This is a genomic window from Streptomyces sp. NPDC044003 (assembly GCF_056435185.1).
In genome coordinates this window covers 801,592-824,428 of record NZ_JBWKFA010000001.1, presented here as the reverse complement: position 1 = coordinate 824,428, position 22,837 = coordinate 801,592, and the positions used below count along the sequence as shown (strand labels likewise).

Sequence of the window (22,837 nt, the reverse complement as noted above, 5' to 3'; positions counted from 1 at the left end):
AAACCCCGTCACGTTCCGGCCGTCCCGGGCCTACGATGCGTCCGTCGGATCACCTGCCTGGCGGCCGGTGAACGGCAAGGGCCTGTCGGACAGGCCCCGGGGGGAGGGGCGCCGTGCGATTCGGGCTGCTGGGTTCGTTCGTCGTGGAGGACGCCGGGGGCGCACCCCGGCCGGTCGGGACGCCGAAGGCGCGGGCCCTTCTCGCGGTGCTCCTGATGCGGCCGAACTCCCTGGTGTCCTGGGACACCGTGAAGGCCGCGATGTGGGGGGAGTCGGTTCCGGCCACCGCCCGCGCCTCGCTCCACAACCACGTCGCCCGCCTCCGGCGCGTCCTGGACGCCGACGGCGAGACGGAGTCCCGCATCCAGGTCGCCCCCCTCGGCTTCCGTCTGCGGGTCGGCGAGGACGAGCTGGACGTCACCCTCTTCGACGACTTACTCTGCCGGGCGCGCGCCGCGAGACTCGCCAAGGACTGGACCGCCGTCGAGGCCCTGACCGGCTCGGCGCTCGCCCTGTGGCGCGGCGAGCCGCTCTCCGGCATCGCCCTGCCCGACACCGAGCGCGGACCGTTCGTCCGGCGCCTCGAAGAGGCCAGACTGCAGGTCCTGGAGTGGCGCTACGAGGCCGATCTCCACCTGGGCCGCCACCAGGGCATCGCCGCCGAACTCGCCGAACTCGTCGCCGCCCACCCGCTGCGGGAGACCTTCCACGGCCAGCTGATGCTGGCGCTCCACCGCAGCGGACGGCAGGCCGACGCCCTCCTCGCGTACGACACCGCGCGCCGCACGATCCGCAGCGAGCTGGGCGTCGACCCGGAGCCCGGGCTCGTGGAGCTGCACCGGCGCATCCTCCGGCTCGACCCCTCGCTCGCCGTGCCCGCGTCGGAGCCCGAGGAGCCGCCGACCGCCGCCGGCGCCGGCACGAGCGCCGCCACTGCGCGCGTACCGCACCAGCTGCCGTCGGCGATCGCCGACTTCACCGGCCGGGAGGAGGAGCTCGCCCGGATCGTCGGCGAGCTCGCCGCGACCGACCGCCCCGAGGGCGCGACGGTCCTCGTCCACCGGGTCTCCGGCGGTGGCGGCATGGGCAAGACGACCCTGATGGTGCAGGCGGCGCACCGGATCCGCGAGCGGTTCCCCGACGGGCAGGTCTTCCTCGACCTGGGCGGGGTGACCACCATGCCCATGACCCCCGAGAACGCCCTCGGGCTGCTCCTCCGGACCCTCGGCGTGGCCCCGGAGGAGGTGCCGGACGGGGTGCAGGCCCGCAGCGCGCTCTTCCGCAGCCTCGTCGCCGGCCGACGGATGCTGATCCTCCTGGACGACGCGGGCGACGCCGCCCAGATACGGCCCCTGCTGCCGGGCGCGGCGGGCAGCGCCGTCCTGGTCACCAGCCGCCGCCGGCTGGTCAGCTTCCCGGGCGTACGGATCGACCTCGGGGCCCTCCCGGACGACGCGGCCCACCGGCTCCTCGCCTCGATCGTCGGGGAGGAGCGGGTCGCGGCGCAGCCGGAGGCGACGGCGGAGGTGCTGCGCGCGTGCGGCGGGATGCCGCTGGCGCTGCGCCTCGCGGGCTCCCGTCTCGCCGCCCGCCCCGCCTGGTCGGTCCAGGACCTGGCCCACCGGCTGAACAACCACGGCCGTGTCCTGCGCGAGCTGTACGCCGACGACCTGCACGTCCGCACGGCGCTCCAGATGAGTTACGAGCTCCTCCTCCAGGAGCCGGCGGGTCCGGACGGTCCGGCGCGGGCGTTCCGGCTGCTCGGGCTGATGCCCAGCGTGGCGTTCGGCGTCGAGGCGGCCGCGGCCCTCCTCGGCTGCGACGAGCTGGGTGTGGAGGACTGGCTCGAGGCGCTCGTGGACGCCCACCTCCTGGAGTCCCCCGCGCCGGGCCGCTACCAGTTCCACTGCCTGGTCCAGGCGCTCGCGCGGGAGCTCGCGAAGGAGACCGACACCGAGGGCGAGCGGCTGCGGGCCGTCGAGCGCCTCGTCACCTGGTGCCTGCGCGGCGCCGACGCGGCCACCGCCCGCCTCGCGCCCTCGGCCCGCCGCGTACCCCTCGGCGAGGGGCCGGAAGGCGAGGGGCCCGAAGGCCGGCGGCCGGAAGCGGGGCGTGCCCCCTTCGCCGGCTACGACGAGGCCTACGCCTGGTGCGAGCGGGAGCGGGAGCTGCTGGTCGCCGGAGTGGCTCTGGCGCACGGGGCCGGACTCCACGCCCTCGCGTGGAAGGTGGCGGCCTCCCTCTGGGCGTACGTCAGGCTCGGCCGGAGCGACGACTGGCAGTCCACCCACACCACCGGCCTCGCGGCGGCCAGGGCCGCCGGGGACGAACGGGCCGAGGCGTGGATGCTGAACGGTCTGGGCAACGGCCGGATCCAGGCGGGCCGCCCCGACGAGGCGATCGAGTACTACCGTCAGGCGCTCCGCATCCACGAGGGGAAGCCGGACCGGGACCGTGAGCTCGGGTCCGTCCTCAGCAACATCGGCACCTGCTGGACCGACCTCGGCGACCACCGGTCCGCGCTCCGCCGCTACCGGCAGGCCCTCGTCCACGAGCCCGACAGCGCCGCGACCAGGAACAACATGGCGGACGCGCTGGCCAACCTGGGCCGCCACGACGAGGCCCTGGCCGTGCTCGACCAGGCGGAGCGGACGCAGCGCGCGACCTGCGACCGGGTGAGCCTCGCCATCGGCCTGCGGATCCGGGGCGACGTCCTGCGCGGTGCCCGCCGCCCCGCGGAGGCGGTCGAGGCGTACCGGAGCGCGCTCGTCCTCCAGCGCCAGGGAGGGGACCTGCACGGCGAGGCGGTCTCGCTGTCCGGTCTCGGGGACGCCCTCGCCGACCTCGGCGAACCGGCCGAGGCCGTCGCCTGCTGGGAGAGCGCGCTGCTCGGCATGGAGCGGGTCGGCGACGCGGGCAGGGCCGTGGAGCTGCGCCGACGGCTTGTGGAGATTCACTGGGCGGGAGCCGCTCCGAAATCCTAGGATCGTGAGGAAACGCCCGAAATCTCCCGGGGAGAGTTCACATGCCAGGCGCGATCTACGCCGAGGGTCTGGTGAAGACCTTCGGCGACGTACGAGCTCTGGACGGCGTCGACCTCGATGTGCCGGAGGGCACCGTCCTGGGTCTGCTGGGTCCGAACGGCGCGGGGAAGACGACCACGGTGCGGGTCCTGACGACCCTGATCAAGCCCGACAGCGGGCGGGCCGTCGTCGCCGGGATCGACGTCCTCAGACATCCCAACGAGGTCCGCCGCTCGATCGGTCTCTCCGGCCAGTTCGCGGCGGTCGACGAGTACCTCACCGGCCGCGAGAACCTGCAGATGGTCGGCCGGCTCTACCAGATGAGGGCGAAGGCCGCGAAGGTGCGGGCCGGTGAGCTGCTCGACCGCTTCCACCTCGCCGACGCCGCCGACCGGCCCGCCAAGACGTACTCCGGCGGCATGCGCCGCCGCCTCGACCTCGCGGCCGCCCTCGTCGTCTCCCCGCCGGTCATGTTCATGGACGAGCCGACCACCGGCCTCGACCCGCGCAACCGCCAGGAGCTGTGGGACGTCATCAAGGAGCTCGTCGCCGGCGGTACGACCCTGCTCCTCACCACCCAGTACCTGGAGGAGGCCGACCACCTCGCCCACGACATCTGCGTCGTCGACCACGGCAGGGTCATCGCCCGCGGCACCTCCGACCAGCTCAAGGCCCAGACCGGCGGCGAGCGCGTCGAGGTCGTCGTGCACGGTCCGGAGATGATCGCCGACGCCCGGGACGTCCTCGCCCGCTACGGCCTCGCCGGGATCGGCCACAGCGAGGTCTCCGTCGAGGAGCATACCCGCATGCTCACCGTCCCCGTCACCGGCGGCGCCAAGCTGCTCGCCGAGGTCATCCGCGACCTGGACGCCGTCGACGTCGAGATCGACGACATCGGACTGCGCCGCCCGACCCTCGACGACGTGTTCCTCTCCCTCACCGGCCACGTGGCCGACCGGGGCGAGGAGGAGGGCGAGGCGGCGGCCGGGGGCAGGAAAGGCCGGAAGGAGGCCGTGAAGTGACCACCGCCCTGGGGTCGGCGGACAGGCTGACCCCCCCGCGCCCGCGCGGGGGGATCGTCCAGTCCGTCAGCGACTCGCTCGTGATCGCGCACCGCAACCTGATCAGGATGTCCCGGATCCCCGAGATGATCGTCTTCGGGCTCATCCAGCCGATCATGTTCGTGGTGCTCTTCAGTTATGTCTTCGGCGGCTCGATGGAGATCGGGGACTCCACCTCGCCGACCGTCTACCGCGAGTTCCTGATGGCCGGCATCTTCGCCCAGACCGTCACCTTCGCCACGGCCGGAGCGGGCGCGGGCATCGCCGACGACATGCACAAGGGCCTGATCGACCGCTTCCGCTCGCTGCCGATGGCCCGCGGCGCGGTCCTGACCGGCCGCACCCTCGCCGACCTCGTCCAGACGACGCTCACCCTCGTCGTCCTGGCGATCGTCGCCCTGCTCGTCGGCTGGCGCATCCACGAGGGCGTCCCCAAGGCGCTCGCCGCCTTCGGCCTGCTGCTCCTCCTCGGCTACGCCTTCTCCTGGATCGGGGCGCTGATCGGCCTCTCGGTCCGCACCCCCGAGGCGGCGACCTCGGGCGGGCTGATCTGGCTCTTCCCGGTCACGTTCATCTCGAACGCCTTCGTGGACTCCAGCAATCTGCCCTCCTGGCTGCAGCCCATCGCCGAGTGGAACCCGTTCAGCGCGACCGTCCAGGCCTGCCGCGTGCTCTTCGGCAACCCCGGCGTGTCCACCTCCGACGCCTGGCCGATGCAGCACCCGGTGTGGGCGTCGCTCCTCTGGTCGATCCTGATCATCGTCGTCTTCCGGACGCTGTCGGTACGGAAGTACCGCTCGGCGACGGCGTGACCCGCCGGGAGGATCAGGGCAGGTAGCCGGAGAAGACCATGCCGTCGGGGAGGGCGACGAAAGCCGCCCCTCCGGCGGCCAGCGACTCCCCGGCGGCCTGCACCTGGAAGTCTCGCGGCAGGTTCGCCTCGAACGTCTCGAAGTCGCCTTCGGAGGTGGGACCCGACGCCGGGACGGAGATCGCCTCGTCCTTGGCCACGGCGAGGACCCGGTCCCCCGCGAAGTACACCTCGCGCAGGACGCCCTCGGTCACCACCGGCAGTATGGACCAGCGCCGCTCGCCGCTCTCCAGGTCGTACGCGCTGATGACCTGGCCGCTCGCCACCGCCACGAGACCGTCCGCGTTCACCGCGGGACCCCCGGTCACGGCGGTGCCGAAGGACCGCTTCCGCCGCAGCGTCGCCGCGTCGAGCACCGTCACGGACCCGTCCGAGGAGCCCGTGCACAGCACGCTGCCGCTCTTCCCGTGCACCACGAACGCCTGGCAGCCCTCCGCCCCCCGCGCCACCTCCTCGCCGGTACGGGCGTCGAGCGCGACCGGCACGGTGCCGAGCGGCACCAGGACCCGTCCCGCCGCCGCGACCGGCTGCTCCGGCAGCGCGTCGAGCCGCTTGCGCCACAGCTCCTCGCGGTCGGCGAGGCGTACGGCGGTGACCAGGCCGGTCCGCTCGTCGCGCATGTTCACGTATGTCGAGTAGAGGACGCCGTCCCGCAGGTCGGTGCCCTTCACGGCGAAGTCGGCCCCGGGCACCGGGACACGTCCCCGCTCCTTCCCGTCCCCGACCCCGTACGCGACGATCCCGTCCGGCCCCGTCACATACGCCGTGTCGCCGACGACCGCCGGGTACTGGGGTCCACTGAGCAGCCCCTCGCCCCGGCCCGGCACCTTCCACAGCTCCTTGCCGTCCGCCGCGCTCAGCGCGGTGACCGCGCCGCCGTTCCCCGGGCAGACCAGGACCTTCGGGGAGAGCGCGCAGCTGCCGACGCCCTGCTCGACCCGCGCGGCCCAGGGCGACCAGCCCGCCGGACGGTAGGCGCGGTCCGTGGCGGCCGCGCCGAAGTCACGGCCGTGGCCCTCGCCCCCGTACGGCAGGACCACCTGGCTCAGCGAGGCGACCGGCGGCGTGGTGCCGGCGCTGCTCGACGGCCCCGCGACCCCGCCCGTGGACCCGCCGCCCTGCCCGTCGGTCCGGTTCAGCAGCACCACGCCGCCCGTCGCCACCAGGGCCACGGCCACCGCGCCCGCGACGATGGCGCCCCACGGGCGGCGGCGCGGCTCCACGGGGGCCGCCGGGATCACCGGCCGGTCCGTCATCGCCGTGGGGGAGTACGGCACGACCGGGCCGAGCGTCGGCAGCTCGGCCACACCCGCGCCGGAGGCCGCCGCCTCCCCGGCGCTCCGGGCCGCCTCCCCGTACTCGGCGAGCAGCGAGAGCACCGTGCCCGGCCACGGGAACACCTCGGGCGCGCCGCCGGCGCCGAGCAGCTCCGCGAGCTCCGCCGCCGACGGCCGCTCCGCCGGGTCGAGCCGCAGACACCGCTCCACGACCGGCCGCAGCTCCTCCGGAACCCCGTCGAGCTCGGCCTCGGCCCGGGAGATCCGGTAGATCACGGCCGCCATCTCGTCGTCGTGGAACGGCCCGCGGCCGCTCGCCGCGAACGCGAGGACCGCGCCCAGACAGAACACGTCCGACGCGGGCACCACCGCCCGGCTCCCCACCAGGTGCTCCGGCGACATGAACCCGGGGGAGCCCACCACCAGACCGGTCGATGTCAGCGCCGTCGCCTCGAAGGCCTGCGCGATCCCGAAGTCGATCAGCTTCGGCCCGGCCGCGGCGAGCAGCACGTTCGCCGGCTTGAGGTCCCGGTGCAGCACCTCCACCGCGTGCACGCCGACGAGGGCGCGCGCGAGGGCGGCCCCGAGGGCCCGGACGGCAGCGGCGGGCAGCGCCCCGGACCGTACGACGGCCTCCGCGAGCGAGGGCCCCGGCACGTACTCGGTCGCCAGCCACGGCGAGGGCGCGTCGGCGTCCGCGTCCACGAGCCGCGCGACCCCCGGCCCGTCCACGGTGCGCGCCGCCGCGATCTCCCGCCGGAAGCGGGTCCTGAAGTCGCCGTCGACCTCCAGGTCCTCCCGTACGGTCTTCACCGCGACCATCCGGTACGGATCGGCCGTCGGCGCGTCCGCGCGGCAGGCGAGATGCACCTCGCCCATGCCGCCGGCGCCGAGGCGGGCGAGCAGCCGGTAGGGGCCGAGGAGCCGCGGGGGCCGGCCCGGCGGCAGTGCTTCCAGCACGGGACTACTCCTTCTCGCCGGGCAGTGCGACGGAGGCGACGACCCCGGTGTCGTACACGACGTGGGCGACACCGCCGAGCGGCAGGACCACCGGCGGACGGATCTCCCGGTCCAGGTACGTGCCGTTCACGCGGTCGTACGAGTCCTTGGCGCGCGGCCCGGGGGCGCCCGGCACCGGCACGACGCGCTCCTTGCCGGGCGCGCCGCCGCTGCCGAGCGGCACCAGGTGCAGGGCCGAGAAGTCGGCGTACAGGACCGAGGTGCCGGCGATCAGCGGGTCGGAGACGAGCTGCTTCTTCCCGTCGGCCGAGGTGGACGGGGGAATCGGGTAGTGGCCGAAGGCCTTGCCGGTGGCCGGGTCCAGGACGTAGACACCGGCGGGCTCGCCCGTGTTTCCCCAGTCGGACCAGCTCATCGGGCCCCGGTCGAGGACGACGGCGGCGCGGGCGGACACGGCGGTGGGCCAGGCACCGGACTCGGCGACGTCGGCGGGCACCGCGAGCGGGCCGCCGCCCACCGGGGCGAGCGTCGCCGCGTCCAGGCGGTACAGCACGAGCCTGTCCGCGTTCGTCGCGTCGGTCGGAGCGCAGTACGCGTACCGGCCCTGGACCTGGAGGCTGTCGCACCCCTTGGCCTCGGACGGCACCTGGCCGCGCTGCTGGCCGGTCTTCGCGTCGAACGCGACGAAACCGCCGTCGCTCATCGCGTACACGAGCCCCTTCGCATAGGCGACGGGCTCGAAGTCGCGGAACGCCCCGCGCGCGAGGTCGGCGTTGGTGAGCGACTTGGACCACAGCTCGCGGCCGTCGGCCAGGGAGAAGGCCGTCATCCGGCCGCTGGTCTCGTCACCGGTCGGGACGAAGACCGTGCCGTCGCCCACGACCGGCTGGGTGCGCATCCGGGCTCCGGCGGTGCTCTTCTTCTCCCAGCGCACGGCGCCGCTGCGGGCGTCCCGGACCTGGACGCGCTCACCGGAGAGCAGGACGACGGAGCTGTCGTGGACGGCGGGCACGGCGGTGCCGCCCGCGACGAAGATCCCGCCGGTGGGCCCGATGAAGCTCATGGCGTCGCGGGGGTCCGCCACCAGGTCCGCGGTCCACAGCCGCTTCCCGTTCGCCGGGTCGAGGGCCTCGTACCGCCCGTCCGTCGTCCGGCACACCAGCGCCTGCTCCCCGGCCGAGCAGCCGAACGCGGGGGCGGTCAGCTTCGCCCTCCAGGGCCGCCAGCCGGCCGGGCGCTGGGCGGCGTTCTGCGCGACGACGCCCGAGGCGTCGGCGGGGCCGCGGTCGCTCACGCCGGGGACGCGGGGCCCGGCGGCCTTCGCGGGGGCCTGCGGCGGCGGCGCCGGCTCGGGCCACAGGAGGTACGTGCCGAGCCCACCGGCGGCGACGGCGAGCGTGAGGACGGCGGCGAGCAGCCGCTTCCGCCGCTTCCGGGGCGCCTCGGCGGCGGGCACGGTGGGGGGCGAGACGGGAGCGAGCGTCGGCACGGAGTGCAGACCGGGGACCGTCGGGGTGACCACCGGCCCGAACGGGCCGGGCGCGGCCTCCAGGAGCGGTCCGCCCGAGGCGACGAGCTGGGCGAGCTCCCTGCCGTACTCGCCGATGTGGTCCCGTACGCCCTCCGGCCACGGGAAGAGCTTCGCGGCCCCGGTGCCGAGCAGCCCGACGAGCGCCTCCGGTGTCGGCCGGTCCGCCGGGTCCACGGCCAGGCAGGCGGCGATCGTCCCGCGCAGCTCCTCCGGGACGCGGGACAGATCGGCCTCGGCCTGGGAGACGCGGTAGAGGACGGCGGCGAGGGGCCCGTCGCCGAAGGGGTCCTCGCCGGTCGCCGCGTAACAGAGGAGCGAGCCGAGGCAGAACACGTCGGAGGCGGCCGTGACGCGGCGGGCGCCGGCCACGTGCTCGGGGGACATGAAGGAGGGCGTGCCGACCATCATGCCGGTCGCGGTCATGGTGGTGGCGGTGCTGCTGCGGGCGATGCCGAAGTCGATGAGCCGGGGGCCGTCGACGGAGAGCATGACGTTGCCGGGCTTGAGGTCCCGGTGCAGGACCCCGGCCCGGTGCAGGTCGGCGAGGGCCCGGGCGACGTCCGCGCCGAGCGCCCGGGTGGCGGCGACGGGCAGCGGGCCGCCGCGCCGCACGGCCTGCGAGAGGCTGGGCCCGGGGACGTACGCGGTGGCCAGCCAGGGCACCTCGGCGTCGGCTTCACCGCCGACGGGCGCGGCGGCGTAGCCGCTGTCGACGAGCGAGGCGACCTTGATCTCCCGCCGGAAACGATCCCGGAAGGCCGGATCCCCGACGACATCCCGCCGCACGGTCTTGAGGGCGACGAAGCTGCCGTTCCCGGCACCGTCGGCGTCCCGTGCGAGGAACACCTCGCCCATGCCGCCGGCGCCGAGCCGGGCGAGCACCTCGTACGGTCCGATGCGGCGTGGCGCGCCCTCGCGCAGCGGTCCCAGCACCTCGTCCTCCCCCTGGTGACGCGACGTCAGGACCGCATCATTGCATGTGCATGCAACACGAAGGGCCGGCCCCCACGGGCCGGCCCTTCACTCAAGGAGTCGCTGCTCAGCCGGTGTACGGCTTCGCGCTGAGGATCTTCACCGTGGCCTTCTTGCCGTTCGGCAGCTCGTACTGAGCGTCCTCACCGACCTGCTTGCCCATGACGCCGACGCCGAGCGGCGACTGCGGCGAGTAGGTCTCGATGTCACCGCTCGCGTACTCGCGGGAGGCGAGCAGGAAGGTCATCGTGTCGTTCTCGTCGCCGTCGAACGCGATCGTGACGACCATGCCGGGTGCGACGACGCCCTCGTCCGCCGGGGCCTCGCCGACCTTGGCGTGCTGGAGCAGCTGGGTGAGCTGGCGGACCCGGAGCTCCTGCTTGCCCTGCTCCTCCTTGGCCGCGTGGTACCCGCCGTTCTCGCGCAGGTCCCCCTCTTCGCGCGCCGCGGCGATCTTCGTCGCGATCTCGGTACGCGCGGGACCAGACAGGTACTCAAGCTCGTCCTTGAGCTTGTTGTACGCCTCCTGGGTGAGCCAGGTGACGTTGTCGCTGGTCTGGGTCACAGGTGCTCCTCGTAGGTACTGGGAATACAAAGCATCGCCCTACACGGGAAAACGGTGCAGTCCCGGGTGGGCGAAACCACGAGCCTAACAATGAGTGGCGAAAAGCGGGAGGACATAAACCATAAAGATGGCGTCACCCCAGGTCACCGTCGTGACTCGCCGGGACTCGACACCCCGTCCCTACCCACCGCTACCGGGCCGTACACCCGATGAGTTCGGCGCTGGTCGCGCGGGCGGTGGTACGGAGCGAGAAGACGCGGTCGATCCGGGTGGCGGCGTCGTCGATCCGGACGTCCTTGCGGGCCACCTCGGCGCCGTCCTCGGAGCGGGAGCGCAGCGTGCAGACGCCCTTGACGCCCTCGTCCTTGCGGATCTCCAGGTGCACCTGGACCTCGTCGGCGCTCACCACGTCGAATTTGATCATCTCGGCGCTGATCTTGCTGTCGACGACGTAGTGCCAGCCGAACCAGCCCACGACCCCGAGAAAGAGGACTCCGAGCACCGCTCCGGTGATCCTGAGCTTGCGGTCGGCCCGCTCATCCGCGGAGCGCCCGTAGCGCCCCTCGGGCAGCTGCTCTCGCACCGCGCTCATGGGGGTTCCTCTCGAAGCCGGGGGTGGCGGAATTTTCACACCCCCGATTCCGTCACTATAGAGACCACCCTCCGCGTCGAATCACTGAGGATCGAGTCTTGACTGAGCAGCTGCGACTGATGGCCGTTCACGCCCACCCCGACGACGAGTCGAGCAAGGGTGCGGCCACGATGGCCAAGTACGTGTCCGAGGGGGTGGACGTCATGGTGGTGACGTGCACGGGCGGCGAGCGCGGCTCGGTCCTGAACCCCAAGCTTCAGGGTGACCCCTACATCGAGGCGAACATCCACGAGGTGCGCCGCAAGGAGATGGACGAGGCCCGCGAGATCCTCGGCGTCTCCCAGCACTGGCTGGGATTCGTCGACTCGGGCCTGCCCGAGGGCGACCCGCTGCCCCCGCTGCCCGAGGGCTGCTTCGCCCTGGAGGACGTCGACACGGCGTCCGGGGCGCTGGTCCGCGAGATCCGCTCCTTCCGTCCGCAGGTCGTCACGACCTACGACGAGAACGGCGGGTACCCGCACCCCGACCACATCATGACCCACAAGATCACGATGGTGGCCTTCGACGGCGCGGCCGACGCCGAGAAGTACCCGGAGGCCGAGTTCGGCCCGGTCTGGCAGCCGCTGAAGCTCTACTACAACCAGGGCTTCAACCGTCCCCGCACCGAGGCCCTGCACGAGGCGCTCCTGGCGCGCGGCCTGGAGTCGCCGTACGGGGACTGGCTGAAGCGCTGGGACGAGTTCGGCGGCAAGGCGCGCAACCTCACCACGCACGTCCCCTGCGCGGAGTTCTTCGAGATCCGTGACAAGGCCCTGATCGCCCACGCCACCCAGATCGACCCCGACGGCGGCTGGTTCCGGGTCCCGATGGAGATCCAGAAGGAGGTCTGGCCGACGGAGGAGTACGAGCTCAGCAAGGCGCTGGTCCCGACCTCCCTCCCCGAGGAAGATCTCTTCGCGGGCATCCGCGACAATGCCTGACATGAGCGCACACCTGGCACTGACCCAGCTTGTCCCCTTCGCCGCCGAAGAGCTGGACAAGAACAAGGTGACCCCCGGCGTCCTCGGCTTCGTCGTCTTCGCGGCCCTGGCCCTCGCGGTCTGGATGCTAATGAAGTCGATGAACCGCCACATGGGCAAGGTCACCTTCGAGGAGGCCCCGGACCCGAAGGCGAAGCCCTCGGACACCCCGGCGACCACCCCGGGCAAGTAGCCGAGAGACGGCCCGGCCCCTGCAGGGACCGGGCCGTCTCGGCATGCCCGGGCCTGGGGATCCGGGCCTGCCGATCTGGACCTGCCGATCCGGGTCCGCCGATCTGGGCTCGCCGATTCGGGTCCGCCGGTCTGGGCCTGCCGATTCGGGTCCGCTGATCAGGGTCCGCCTATCTGGGCCTGCCGATCCGCGTCCGCCGATCCGGGCCCGGTTCCGTGCCTGCCAGGCCTGCCCGGCCTGCCGGGCCCGGCCCGCCGTGCCTGCGTGGGCGACCCCGGGTGCCTGGGGTAGGCCGGCCATGCGCGGGACGGGCACGTACGGTCCCGAGCCGTGCGGCGGCCCGGGGCCTCGGGGCCCCGGCCCCGCTCAGGACGCCTCCGGGACCCCCAGGACCTCCCGGGCCGGGCGGGACGGGACCAGGCCCAGGTCCCAGGCCTGCCAGGGGGTCGTCGGGGCGATGCCCCGGTCCAGGAGCAGGGCGTGGGCCTCGGCGCAGTCGTCGACCCTCGGGTCGCGCGCCGGGTGCCGGTCCGCGGCCAGCGCCGCGAGCTCCTCGCGCGCCGACGCCGTCCCCGGCTCCGGCGTGCCCGGCGCCGCGTGCGGGAGCAGCCCGCAGCGCAGCAGCCGGGCCCAGTCCGAGCCCCGCCGGTCGCCGTACGCGTCGAAGAGCGAGCGCGCCTCCTCGCACAGCGCGAGCGCCTGCGGGACCCGCCCGTTGCCGGCGTCGACGATCGCGAGCTCCAGACAGGCCCACGCCTCCCCGTGCGCGACCCCGATCCGCCGGAAGTCCGCCCGCGCGTCCACGAGCAGCTGCCGGGCGAAACCCGAATTGCGCAGGTTCCCCGCCCGCGCCCCCTGCTGGTCCCGGGTGACCCGCCCCAGCTGGTGCCGGGCGCAGGCGAGCCCGTACAGGTCCCGCATCCGCGAGAACATCGACCGCGCCCGCCCCAGCTCCCGCACCGCCTCGTCCCGGTCGCCCCGCTCCTCAAGGGCCTGCCCCAGGTAGTACAGCGTCCACGCCTCGCCGCGCGCGTCCTCCTGCTCCCGGTGCCGCGCGAGCGCCCCGCGCAGCTCCTCCACCGCCGCCTCCGCCTCCCCGCCGGCGAGCCGCGCCCGGGCCAGCTGGGTCAGCGCCCAGGCCTCGCCGCGCCCGTCGTGGACGCGCCCGTACGCCTCCAGGGCCCGCCGCAGCCCGCCCTCCGCGCCCGGCACATCGCCCCGGAGCAGCAGCACCTGCCCGCGCTGGAAGTGCGCCCACGCCTCGCCGTGCAGCGACTCGTGCTCCCGGTGCAGGGCGAGCGACCGGTCGAGGAGCGCCGTCGCCTCGGCCAGATCGCCCCGGTCCCGCTCCACGGCCGCCAGCGCGTGCAGCGTCCAGCCCCGGTCGGCGGCCAGGGACTCCGGCTCCTGGAGCGCGAGCGCCTCCCGCAGCCGCGCCGCGGCCTCCGTGAGCCGCCCCTGGTGGTGCAGCGTGATCCCGAGCGAGCAGAGCGCGAGCGCGGCCCCCGCGTCCTGGTGGGCCTCCTGGTAGAGGGAGACGACCGAGGTCAGCGTCTTGTGGGCCTTGTCGAGCTCGCCGAGCTGCCGGGCCGCGATACCGGTCCGCCACCGCACTGAACGGGTCAGCAGCCCCTGCCCGACGGACTCCGCCAGCTCGTTGATCTCACCGAGCCGGTAGAGGTCGCCGCGCAGCAGGCAGTAGTCGCAGAGTGCGCTGAGCAGGCCGAGCACGGTCTCCTGGTCGACGCCCTCCGCGTGCCGCAGGGCCGCCGTGATGAAGCTGGACTCCTCGTCGAGCCAGCCGAGCGCCGCCTCCAGGGAGCCGAAGCCGTGCCCGTCGAACCGGTCGGCCCGGGTCGACATCTTGCCGTCGACCATCCGGATCACCGCGTCGGCGAGCTCCGCGTGGTTCCGGATGAGCCGCTCCTGCGCCGCCGCGATCTCGGCCGCGTCCTCCTCGTCCAGGAGCCGTGCGGCCGCGAAGCCGCGCACCGCGTCGTGCAGCCGGTACCGCTCGCCGCGCACGTGGTCGAGCAGCCCGGCCACGGAGAGCTCCCGCAGCCGCCGGGCCGCCTCCGGCCCGCCCCCGCCGAGCAGCGCCGCGGCCGCCGCGGCACCGAGGGAGGCCCGCCCGGCCAGCGCGAGCCGCCGGAGCAGCTGCCGGGCGTCCTCGTCGAAGTCGAGGAAGTACCGTACGGACAGGGCACGTTCGACGGGATCGGTGCCCCAGCCGGGCCGGGCGAGGACATGGCTCACCTCGTCCATGGAGCGGTGCCCGAGCAGGGAGCCCACGACCCGCAGCGCCAGCGGCAGGCCGCCGCACAGCTCCCGTATCCGCTCGAAGGCCTCGGCGTCGTACGGGCCGGGGTCGGGCGCGCCGGCCGTCGCCCGCAGCAGCTCCTCGGCGCCCGCCGCGTCGAGCGCGGCCACCGGCAGCGCGTGCACCTCCGCCGGGACGTCCTCGCCGAGGTCCAGCGGCTCCCGGCAGGTCACGAGGACGAGGCTGTCGGACCGCTCCGGCAGCAGGGCCCGCACCTGGGCGGCGTCGCCGGCGTCGTCGAGGATCAGTACGACGGGCACGCCGCTCAGCTGCCGCTGGTACAACTCCGAGAGCCGCCGCACCTGTTGCTCGGCCGAGGCGCCCTCGCGGAAGAGCAGCCGGTCGCGCGGGGCACCGAGCCGGTTGAGGAGGTGCAGCAGCGCCTCCCGGGTCGAGACGGGCCGCTCGCCGCTGGCGGCGCCCCGCAGGTCGACGACGCAGGCCCCGCGGAACTGGTCGCGCAGCGTGTGCGCGGCCCGCACGGCGAGCGCGGTGCGCCCGGACCCCGGGGCGCCGTGCAGCAGCACCACGGTCGGCCGGGTGACCGCCGAGGCCCGCCCGGCCTGCACCCACCGGGTGAGGGACGCCAGCTCCTCCCGCCGCCCGGCGAACACCCCACCGGGATCGGGCAGATGCCCGAAGGACCGCGCGAGGACGGTACGGCTCCGGGCCGCCGCGCTTCGGTCGGCACCCCGCAGCCGGTCACTCGGCAGCCGGTCACCCCGCGACTGCCGCGGCACGGCGCCCGCGTCGCCCGACCCGCCGCTCGACGCGCCCCCTGGCGCGTCGCCGGACACCCAGCTCGACGCGTCCCCTGGCGCGTCGCCGGACACCCAGCTCGACGCGCCCCCTGGCGCGTCGCCGGACACCCAGCTCGACGCGCCCCCTGGCGCGCCGCCCGACACCCCGCCCGACACGCCGCCCGACACGCCGCTCGACGCGCCCCCTGGCGCGCCGCCCGGTGAGACGCCCGGCGCGAGGGCCGCACGCTGCCGTTCCAGGAAGGGCCGTACGCCACGGGCCTCCAAGGCCTTCAGCCATGCCTGCCTCAGCCCGTCGAGGGGCGGTGCGTACCGGTCGACGACCGGCCGGGTCGTCGCCGTCACCTTGAGCACGGTCGCCGCCGCCCCGGCGATCGCCACCGCCGCGCCCGCACCGAAAGCCGTCCCCGCCCCCGTGCCGAGGGCCAGGTCCGTGCCGACGGCCACGGCCGTCGCGACTCCGGCGACCAGAGCAGGAGCGCCCACCACGGGCCCGGTGAAACGGTCCTTCCACCGCACCCGCCCGAACGGCGTCTCCGCCCGGCCCTCCCAGGCCTCCAGAGCCTCCAGGAAGGCCGCGTACTCGCCTTCCGCGCTCGCCGTGATGGTGTCCAGCGCCTCCCGGCCCCGTGCGAGCAGCTCCTCGGCGGGTGGCACGTCGGCGCGGCCGACGGAACCGCGTACCTCCTCCCGCACGATGCGCTCCAACAGCCGCTCGGCCACGTCCCGGTGACTCTCCCGCATGTGCGTTCCCCCTCCGCGCGTGCCCGACGAATCCGGCCCAGTGTCCTGCGTCGCGCGCGTCGGCGCGAGAGAGCGGAGAAAGGAGGAGACCGCTGCGGCAGGATGGAGACATGCCGAACCGACTGGCCCATGAGACCTCCCCGTACCTCCTGCAGCACGCCGACAACCCGGTCGACTGGTGGCCGTGGTCGGCCGAGGCCTTCGAGGAGGCCCGGCGCCGCGACGTCCCCGTGCTGCTCAGCGTCGGGTACAGCTCCTGCCACTGGTGCCACGTCATGGCGCACGAGTCCTTCGAGGACGACACCATCGCCGCCCTCGTCAACGACCACTTCGTCGCCGTCAAGGTCGACCGCGAGGAGCGCCCCGACGTCGACGCCGTCTACATGGAGGCCGTGCAGGCCGCGACGGGCCAGGGCGGCTGGCCGATGACCGTCTTCCTCACCCCGGACGCCGCCCCCTTCTACTTCGGTACGTACTTCCCGCCCGAGCCCCGCCACGGCATGCCGTCCTTCCCGGAGGTCCTGGAGGGCGTCAGGACCGCCTGGGCCGACCGCCGCGGCGAGGTCGACGAGGTGGCAGACCGGATCGTGAAGGACCTCGCGGGCCGCTCCCTCGCCTACGGCGGCGACGGCGTCCCCGGCGAGGAGGAGCTCGCGGGGGCCCTCCTCGCCCTCACCCGCGAGTACGACGCGACCCGCGGCGGCTTCGGCGGCGCCCCCAAGTTCCCGCCGTCGATGGCCCTGGAGTTCCTGCTCCGCCACCACGCCCGTACGGGCTCCGAGGGCGCCCTCCAGATGGCCGCCGACACCTGCGAGGCGATGGCCCGCGGCGGCATCTACGACCAGCTGGGCGGCGGCTTCGCCCGTTACGCCGTCGACCGGGCGTGGGTTGTGCCCCACTTTGAGAAAATGCTCTATGATAACGCCCTTTTGTGTCGAATCTACGCGCACCTGTGGAAGGCCACCGGCAGCGACCTGGCCCGCCGGATCGCCCTGGAGACCGCGGACTTCCTGGTCCGTGAGCTCCGTACCCCCGAGGGCGGCTTCGCCTCCGCGCTCGACGCCGACTCCGACGACGGCACCGGCAGGCACGTCGAGGGCGCCTACTACGTGTGGACCCCCGCCCAGCTCACGGAGGTCCTCGGCGCGGAGGACGCCGCCCTCGCCGCCGCCCACTACGGCGTCACTGAGGACGGCACCTTCGAGGAGGGCAGCTCCGTCCTCCAGCTCCCGCCGGAGGCCGGCCCGGCGGACGCCGGCCGGATCGCCTCGATCGCGGCACGGCTCCTCGCCGCCCGCGAGGAGCGCGAGCGCCCGGGCCGTGACGACAAGGTCGTCGCCGCCTGGAACGGCCTCGCGATCGCCGCCCTCGCCGAGACCGGCGCCCTCTTCGACCGCCCCGACCTGGTCGAGCGCGCGACCGAGGCCGCCGACCTCCTCGTCCGCGTCCACATGGACGAGTCGGCCCGCCTCACCCGGACGTCCAAGGACGGCAGGCCCGGCACCAACGCGGGCGTCCTGGAGGACTACGCCGACGTCGCCGAGGGCTTCCTCGCCCTCGCCGCCGTCACCGGCGAGGGCGCCTGGCTGGAGTTCGCGGGCTTCCTCCTGGACCTCGTCCTCGACCGCTTCACCGCGGAGGGCGGCGCGCTCTACGACACGGCCCACGACGCCGAGTCCCTCATCCGGCGCCCCCAGGACCCCACCGACAACGCCACCCCGTCCGGCTGGACCGCCGCCGCCGGAGCGCTCCTCTCGTACGCGGCGCACACCGGCTCCGAACCCCACCGCGCCGCCGCCGAGGGCGCCCTCGGCGTGGTCAAGGCCCTCGGCCCGCGCGCGCCCCGCTTCATCGGCTGGGGCCTGGCCGTCGCCGAGGCCCTCCTCGACGGGCCCCGCGAGATCGCCGTCGTCGGCGACCCCTCCGACCCGGCCTTCCGGGAGCTGCGCCGTACGGCCCTGGCGGCGACCACGCCCGGAGCGGTCCTCGCCACCGGAGCCCCCGGCGGCGAGGAGTTCCCGCTCCTGAAGGACCGGCCGCTCGTGGCCGGGTCACCCGCCGCGTACGTGTGCCGTCACTTCACCTGTGACGCGCCGGTCACCGACCCGGCCGAGCTGCGCCGGAAGCTCTGACCCCGGAACGGGGACGGCCCCGCGACCCCTCCGAGGAGGGGCGGCGGGGCCGCGCCGTGGCCGGGTGCCGAGGCTCAGCTGTTGCCGGCGCCGTTGCCGGAGAGCACCGGGATGTCGCTGAGGATGTGCGACAGCGGCTCGTCACCCTTGGCCTGGGTGGAGTTCTCGGTGCACTGCTGGTTCTGCGGGGAGGACAGGACGTTGATGTCCTGGACGGCGATCGGGATGAGGCCGACGATCGAACCGGCGTTGACCTTGGCCGGCAGGCCGACGCAGGGCTTGTTCAGGGAGCCCTGGACGAGCGCGAACTGCGGGCTCATGTCGCCGTGCGTCTCGGAGTTGCCGAACTCCTGGTGGGCGCCGTTGCCGCTGAGCGAGGTGGTGCCACCGTCGTCGGCGATCGCGAGCGCCTGACCGGCACCGGCAGCCGTCGCGCCGAGGACGGACGCGGCCACGGCAGCCGTCGCGAGGAGCTTCTTCATGGTTCAGGCCTTTCGGATACGGGCCGCTGAGTGGCGAGCCGTGCTGATCAACTGGCCGGTGGCCGGGAGGTTCCGGGAAGTCCACCGGACGGGCTACGGGCAGATGAGCGATGACCCCTTGTCCGGCCGGTACGTGGCGGCCGGGATCTCGCTCGGCGTGACGGCCGTGCCGGCGGGCAGCGGCCGGTCCTCGGCCAGCCGCCCGAAGACCTCCGCGGCCCCTTCCTCGTCCCAGCCGACCGTGGACCCGACGCCCTCGATGTCCGGGTTGAAGCCCCGGATGGGCACGGTCGCGAACTCCGTACGCTCCGGGGGCAGGTCCTTCAGGTGTGCGGCGAGCGTGAGGAGTTCCGCCGTGGAGATCCCCCGCTCGGCCGCCGTCGTCCCGCGCAGGGTCGCCGCGAGGGCCTTGAGCTGCTCCGGGTCGTCGAGGATCCCGTCGTGGAGCCGGCGCAGGGTGTTCACCACGAACTTCTGCTGCTTCCGGATGCGGCCGAAGTCCATCTGCCCGTCGGCCTTCCGGGACCGCACGTACTGGAGCGCCTCGCCGCCCGCGACGCGCTTGGTCCCGGGCTGGAGGTCGATGCCGGTGGACGGGTCCTTGAGCGGCTGCTCCGTACAGATGGGCACCCCGCCGTCGACGCGGTCCACGGTGTCCATGAAGCGCCGGAAGTCGATCTCCAGGTAGCGGTGGACCGGCAGCCCGGTCATCGACTCGACGGTCTCCACCGCGAAGGCGGAGCCGCCCTCCGCCCAGGCGTTGTTGATCTTCGCCGGGTGGGCGGGGTGCACCTGGCCGGTGCGCCGGTCGCGGTGTCCCTCCGGGAAGGAGGCGAGGGAGTCGCGCGGCAGGCTGACGACGTCGACCCGGTCGTTCGCCGCGGAGACGTGCACGAGCATGATCACGTCCGTGCAGTCGCACTCCTTCCCGCCGAGATGGAAACGTTCCTTCTCCTCCTCGGTGAGCCCCTTGCGGCTGTCGACGCCGACGACCAGGAGGTTCAGCCCCTTCTCCGGGGCGGGCAGACCGGTGGGGGTGACGGCGAGGGCGCCGGGGGCGAGGGCGGCGAGGGCGGCGAAAGCCGCCGCGGCGAGCAGCGGACGGCGGGCGGACCGCAGGCGCGGGAATTTCATGTCCGCACCGTATTTTCGACCCCCTCGTACACAGGTACGCGACGCGACATGAACAGGACGAATCACTCTCCTGCTCCGCCTGTGTAATGATGCGGGAATCGCAGCGGAAGGAGCGAAAATGGCGCCGGATCCCGGAAAATGGGAACGGATGGCCTTCATTCCGAAGAGCCGATATGTGAGCGACCCGCCCCCGGCCGACAGCAATCCGTTCCCTCTCTATTCCGCACTGGTCACCCAGTGGGTGCAGGCGGGCCGGGCGGTGCCGGGGATGCCCGACCGGGAGTGGGAGCGCCTCATGGCGACCCCGGTCTGGCCCAACTGGTAGCGGTGGGAACGGGGGAGACGAAAGGGGCCGCCCCGGAGGGCGGCCCCTGACGTGTGAACGTCGTCGTGCTCAGGCGGAACGTCAGCTGTTGCCGACGCCGTTGCCCGACAGGACCGGGATGTCGTCCAGGATGTGCGACAGAGCCTCGTCACCCTTGGCCTGGGTGGAGTTCTCGGTGCACTGCTGGTTCTGCGGGGACGACAGAACGTTGATGTCCTGGACGGCGATCGGGATGAGGCCGACGATCGAACCGGCGTTGACCTTGGCCGGCAGGCCGACGCAGGGCTTGTTCAGGGAGCCCTGGACGAGCGCGAACTGCGGGCTCATGTTGCCGTAGGTCTTGGAGTTGCCGAACTCCTGGTGCGCGCCGTTGCCGGACAGCGACGTGGTGCCGCCGTCGTTGGCGATGGCGAGGGCGGGGGTGGCCACGGCGGCGGTGGCGCCGACGATGGAGACGGCTGCGGCCGCGGTGGCCATAACCTTCTTGATCACGGGAGTTCCCTTCTAGAACCGGCTCCGTGCAGGGAGCGACCTGATCAACAGGCCTTCGGACGCCGGGGTTCCGCTGTGTCACCCCCTTGGCGGAGCGCGCGCGGCAGCGCGAAACACAGACACAGTCGAACGAGTGAAGTGCCGGAACCAAAGCCCGCGACCGCAGTTGATCCCGTCGCATCAATCAGGTCGATTGGTGGGAACAGGAACGGAATCACCGTGATCAAGAAGATTATGGCGGCTGCGGCTGTGACGGCCTCTGTTGTCGGCGCTTCTGCTGCGGCGGCCTCCCCGGCGCTCGCCATCGCCGACGACGGCGGCACGACCTCGCTCAGCGGCAACGGCGCGCACTCGGAGTTCGGCAACTCCGAGACCAAGGGCGACATGAGCCCGCAGTTCTCGGCCGTCCAGGGCTCGCTGAACAAGCTCTGCCTCGGTGCCCCGGTCAAGGGCAACGTCGGTTCCGTCGTGGGCATCCTGGTCCCGGTCGCCGTCCAGGACGTCAACGTCCTGTCCTCCCCGCAGAACCAGCAGTGCGCGGAGAACTCCACCCAGGCCAAGGGCGACGAGCCGCTGTCGCACCTCGTCGAGGACATCCCGATCCTCTCCGGGAACGGCGCCTACAACGGCTGATCCGTTCCGCGGACGACAGGGCCGGAAGGAACGGCACGTTCCCTCCGGCCCTGTTCCGTGTGAGGGGTCGTGCGGGCAATGGAGTGAAACAGCAGGTGCCCGTGTTATTCCGGTTTCCTTTGTGCGGGATGTTCGTTGTGTTGTATGCCGCGGAAATGCATTCCGCCGAGGAAAGGATCCAGACGAAATGAACTGTAAGAAGGCTGCAGCCGTCGTCGCCGGAATCATCATGGCCATGGGTGTGGCGTCGCCCGCCTTCGCGGACGCGGAGGCGGAGGGCTGGGCCATCGGTTCGCCGGGTGTCCTCTCCGGGAACGTCGTGCAGGCCCCGATCCACATCCCGATCAACGTCTGCGGCAACAGCGTGAACGTCATCGGCGCGCTGAACCCGGCCGCCTTCAACACCTGCATCAACGCCTGAGTCCCGGCGCCCGCAGGCACGGAGGGCCGGTCCCGGAAAGCAGCCGCTCCCCGGGACCGGCCCTCCGTCACGCCGGGACGGGCGCCCGCCCACCCGTACGCGGCCGGCCGGGCGTGCCGGAACCGGCGCCCGCCCGCAGCCGCTGCCGGACGCCCTTCACCAGCCGTCCCGCCGTGTACTCGGCGCCGAAGACGAACCGCATCGACGGCCCGTACGAAGGGGCCGTGAGCAGACCGGCCAGGAAGAGGCCCGGCCAGGAGGACTCGAAGAGGCCGCCGACCTCCGGGGCGCCGCCCGCGCCGACCCGCCGCAGCGCCCCGCGCAGCGCGGGGGAGAGGACCCCGGCCCGGTCCAGGCTCGGGGTGAAGCCGGTGGCCGCGATCACGTGGTCCGTCTCCAGGACCGTCGTCCCGTCCGGCCCGGCCACGTCGAGCCGCAGCCGCTCGTCCCCGGTCACCCTCGCCGTGGTGATCCGCTGTCCCAGGCGGACGTCGCCGACCGCCGCGAACCGCTCGCGGAGCCACCAGGCGCCCGCCGGGCCGAGCGCCGAGTCGAAGATCCGCTCGCGGGTGGCGGCCGGGAGGCGCCGGAAGATCCCCGGGGTGTCCGCGTACAGCCTGTTCCGCCAGCCGCAGCCGAGACCCGTGTGCGGGGCACGCAGCGAGGGCCAGAGGCCGCGGTCGAGCGCCGGCGGCACCGTGTTCCAGCGCAGCCGGCCGGCCCGGGCGACGATCCGTACGGCTCCGGCGCCCCGCTCGACGAGGAGCGCGGCGGTCTCCAGGGCCGCCTGCCCGGCCCCGACGACGGTGACGTCCCGGCCGGCGAAGCCGTCGAGCTCGCCGTGGTGGCTGGAGTGGGTGACGTACCGCCGGGGCAGTCCCCGCAGCGGCCCGGGGACGTCCAGGAACGGCAGGACGCCGACGGCGAGGGCCACCGTCCGGGCGCGCACCGTCTCGCCGTCCTCCGTGCGCAGCTCGAAGCCCCCGGCGGCGGGTAGGACCGAGCCGACGAGCCGCTCGTCGAGCACGGGCACGGTCTGCCGGGCGAACCAGTCGCCGTACGCGGCGAAGAAGCCGACCGGGAGCGGCACGCCGTGCCCGGCCCGGACGCCCCTGGCCGCCGCGTAGGCGTCCAGGCCGTACGCCCCCTCCGGGTCGGAGAGGTGGGACGCCCAGGGCTCCGACTTCAGGAACATGCCGGAGGGCATGGCGTGCCAGGCCTCCATCGAGCGGCCGAAGGTGCGGAGGCTCAGCCCTTGGGCCGCGGCGTGGGCCGCCACGGACAGACCGTAGGGTCCGGCCCCGACCACCACCAGGTCGTACATCGACT

At 73.7% G+C, this 22,837-nt stretch carries 18 protein-coding genes; 9 read left to right on the top strand and 9 right to left on the bottom strand.

What is annotated here, in order from left to right; genetic code table 11:
* Positions 1-113: 113 nt before the first annotated feature.
* The 3 genes from AC07AW_RS03740 to AC07AW_RS03730 are packed head-to-tail and all read left to right on the top strand — an operon-like array spanning position 114 to position 4,896.
* Entirely contained in the window at positions 114-2,984 is a 2,871-nt protein-coding gene (locus tag AC07AW_RS03740) for an AfsR/SARP family transcriptional regulator (protein WP_478813876.1), read from the top strand.
* A 41-nt stretch (positions 2,985-3,025) separates the two neighbouring features.
* Positions 3,026-4,045 carry an ATP-binding cassette domain-containing protein gene (locus AC07AW_RS03735; RefSeq protein WP_478813875.1) on the top strand — a complete coding sequence of 340 codons (1,020 nt, stop codon included), beginning with the start codon at positions 3,026-3,028 and terminating at the stop codon, positions 4,043-4,045.
* Entirely contained in the window at positions 4,042-4,896 is an 855-nt protein-coding gene (locus tag AC07AW_RS03730; protein ID WP_478813874.1) for an ABC transporter permease, read from the top strand. Before AC07AW_RS03735 ends, AC07AW_RS03730 begins: the two co-directional genes overlap by 4 nt.
* 13 nt (positions 4,897-4,909) lie before the next feature.
* Here the strand turns inward: AC07AW_RS03730 and AC07AW_RS03725 are convergent, their stop codons facing one another.
* The 4 genes from AC07AW_RS03725 to AC07AW_RS03710 form a co-directional block, all read right to left on the bottom strand.
* Positions 4,910-7,192, bottom strand: coding sequence for a protein kinase domain-containing protein (locus tag AC07AW_RS03725; protein WP_478813873.1), 2,283 nt, complete (start codon positions 7,190-7,192; stop codon positions 4,910-4,912).
* 4 nt (positions 7,193-7,196) lie between these two features.
* The gene (locus tag AC07AW_RS03720; RefSeq protein WP_478813872.1) at positions 7,197-9,656 is read right to left on the bottom strand and encodes a protein kinase domain-containing protein; all 2,460 of its coding nucleotides are present in this window, start codon (positions 9,654-9,656) and stop codon (positions 7,197-7,199) included.
* A gap of 106 nt (positions 9,657-9,762) precedes the next feature.
* On the bottom strand, positions 9,763-10,260 hold the full coding sequence (gene greA / locus AC07AW_RS03715; protein WP_478813871.1) for a transcription elongation factor GreA: 498 nt from the start codon (positions 10,258-10,260) through the stop codon (positions 9,763-9,765).
* A 190-nt stretch (positions 10,261-10,450) separates the two neighbouring features.
* Positions 10,451-10,852 carry a DUF4307 domain-containing protein gene (locus AC07AW_RS03710; protein ID WP_478813870.1) on the bottom strand — a complete coding sequence of 134 codons (402 nt, stop codon included), beginning with the start codon at positions 10,850-10,852 and terminating at the stop codon, positions 10,451-10,453.
* 98 nt (positions 10,853-10,950) lie between these two features.
* Here AC07AW_RS03710 and mca point away from each other — a divergent pair, with 98 nt between their 5' ends.
* The gene (gene mca / locus AC07AW_RS03705) at positions 10,951-11,832 is read left to right on the top strand and encodes a mycothiol conjugate amidase Mca (protein WP_392150857.1); all 882 of its coding nucleotides are present in this window, start codon (positions 10,951-10,953) and stop codon (positions 11,830-11,832) included.
* Positions 11,825-12,064 (top strand): hypothetical protein, encoded by a 240-nt coding sequence (locus AC07AW_RS03700; protein WP_478813869.1) that lies wholly within the window; start codon positions 11,825-11,827, stop codon positions 12,062-12,064. Before mca ends, AC07AW_RS03700 begins: the two co-directional genes overlap by 8 nt.
* 366 nt (positions 12,065-12,430) lie before the next feature.
* Here the strand turns inward: AC07AW_RS03700 and AC07AW_RS03695 are convergent, their stop codons facing one another.
* Entirely contained in the window at positions 12,431-15,889 is a 3,459-nt protein-coding gene (locus tag AC07AW_RS03695; RefSeq protein WP_478813868.1) for a tetratricopeptide repeat protein, read from the bottom strand.
* Positions 15,890-15,999: 110 nt separating this feature from the next.
* Between AC07AW_RS03695 and AC07AW_RS03690 the strand changes: the two genes are divergently transcribed.
* Positions 16,000-18,021, top strand: a complete 2,022-nt coding sequence (locus tag AC07AW_RS03690; protein WP_478813867.1) for a thioredoxin domain-containing protein — start codon at positions 16,000-16,002, stop codon at positions 18,019-18,021.
* A gap of 74 nt (positions 18,022-18,095) precedes the next feature.
* Here the strand turns inward: AC07AW_RS03690 and AC07AW_RS03685 are convergent, their stop codons facing one another.
* Positions 18,096-18,503, bottom strand: coding sequence for a rodlin (locus tag AC07AW_RS03685; RefSeq protein WP_478813866.1), 408 nt, complete (start codon positions 18,501-18,503; stop codon positions 18,096-18,098).
* A 93-nt stretch (positions 18,504-18,596) separates the two neighbouring features.
* Entirely contained in the window at positions 18,597-19,637 is a 1,041-nt protein-coding gene (locus AC07AW_RS03680) for an LCP family protein (RefSeq protein ID WP_478813865.1), read from the bottom strand.
* 148 nt (positions 19,638-19,785) lie between these two features.
* Here AC07AW_RS03680 and AC07AW_RS03675 point away from each other — a divergent pair, with 148 nt between their 5' ends.
* A complete protein-coding gene (locus tag AC07AW_RS03675; protein ID WP_478813864.1) occupies positions 19,786-19,962 on the top strand; it encodes a hypothetical protein in 177 nt (58 codons plus the stop codon).
* 81 nt (positions 19,963-20,043) lie between these two features.
* Here the strand turns inward: AC07AW_RS03675 and AC07AW_RS03670 are convergent, their stop codons facing one another.
* Positions 20,044-20,454, bottom strand: coding sequence for a rodlin (locus AC07AW_RS03670; protein ID WP_392150842.1), 411 nt, complete (start codon positions 20,452-20,454; stop codon positions 20,044-20,046).
* A gap of 222 nt (positions 20,455-20,676) precedes the next feature.
* Here AC07AW_RS03670 and AC07AW_RS03665 point away from each other — a divergent pair, with 222 nt between their 5' ends.
* Together AC07AW_RS03665 and AC07AW_RS03660 are read left to right on the top strand one after the other, a co-directional pair.
* On the top strand, positions 20,677-21,087 hold the full coding sequence (locus AC07AW_RS03665; protein WP_478814381.1) for a rodlin: 411 nt from the start codon (positions 20,677-20,679) through the stop codon (positions 21,085-21,087).
* 187 nt (positions 21,088-21,274) lie between these two features.
* The gene (locus tag AC07AW_RS03660; RefSeq protein ID WP_478813863.1) at positions 21,275-21,508 is read left to right on the top strand and encodes a chaplin; all 234 of its coding nucleotides are present in this window, start codon (positions 21,275-21,277) and stop codon (positions 21,506-21,508) included.
* Between the two features lie 67 nt (positions 21,509-21,575).
* Here the strand turns inward: AC07AW_RS03660 and AC07AW_RS03655 are convergent, their stop codons facing one another.
* Positions 21,576-22,832 carry an FAD-dependent oxidoreductase gene (locus tag AC07AW_RS03655; RefSeq protein ID WP_478814380.1) on the bottom strand — a complete coding sequence of 419 codons (1,257 nt, stop codon included), beginning with the start codon at positions 22,830-22,832 and terminating at the stop codon, positions 21,576-21,578.
* Positions 22,833-22,837: the final 5 nt, after the last annotated feature.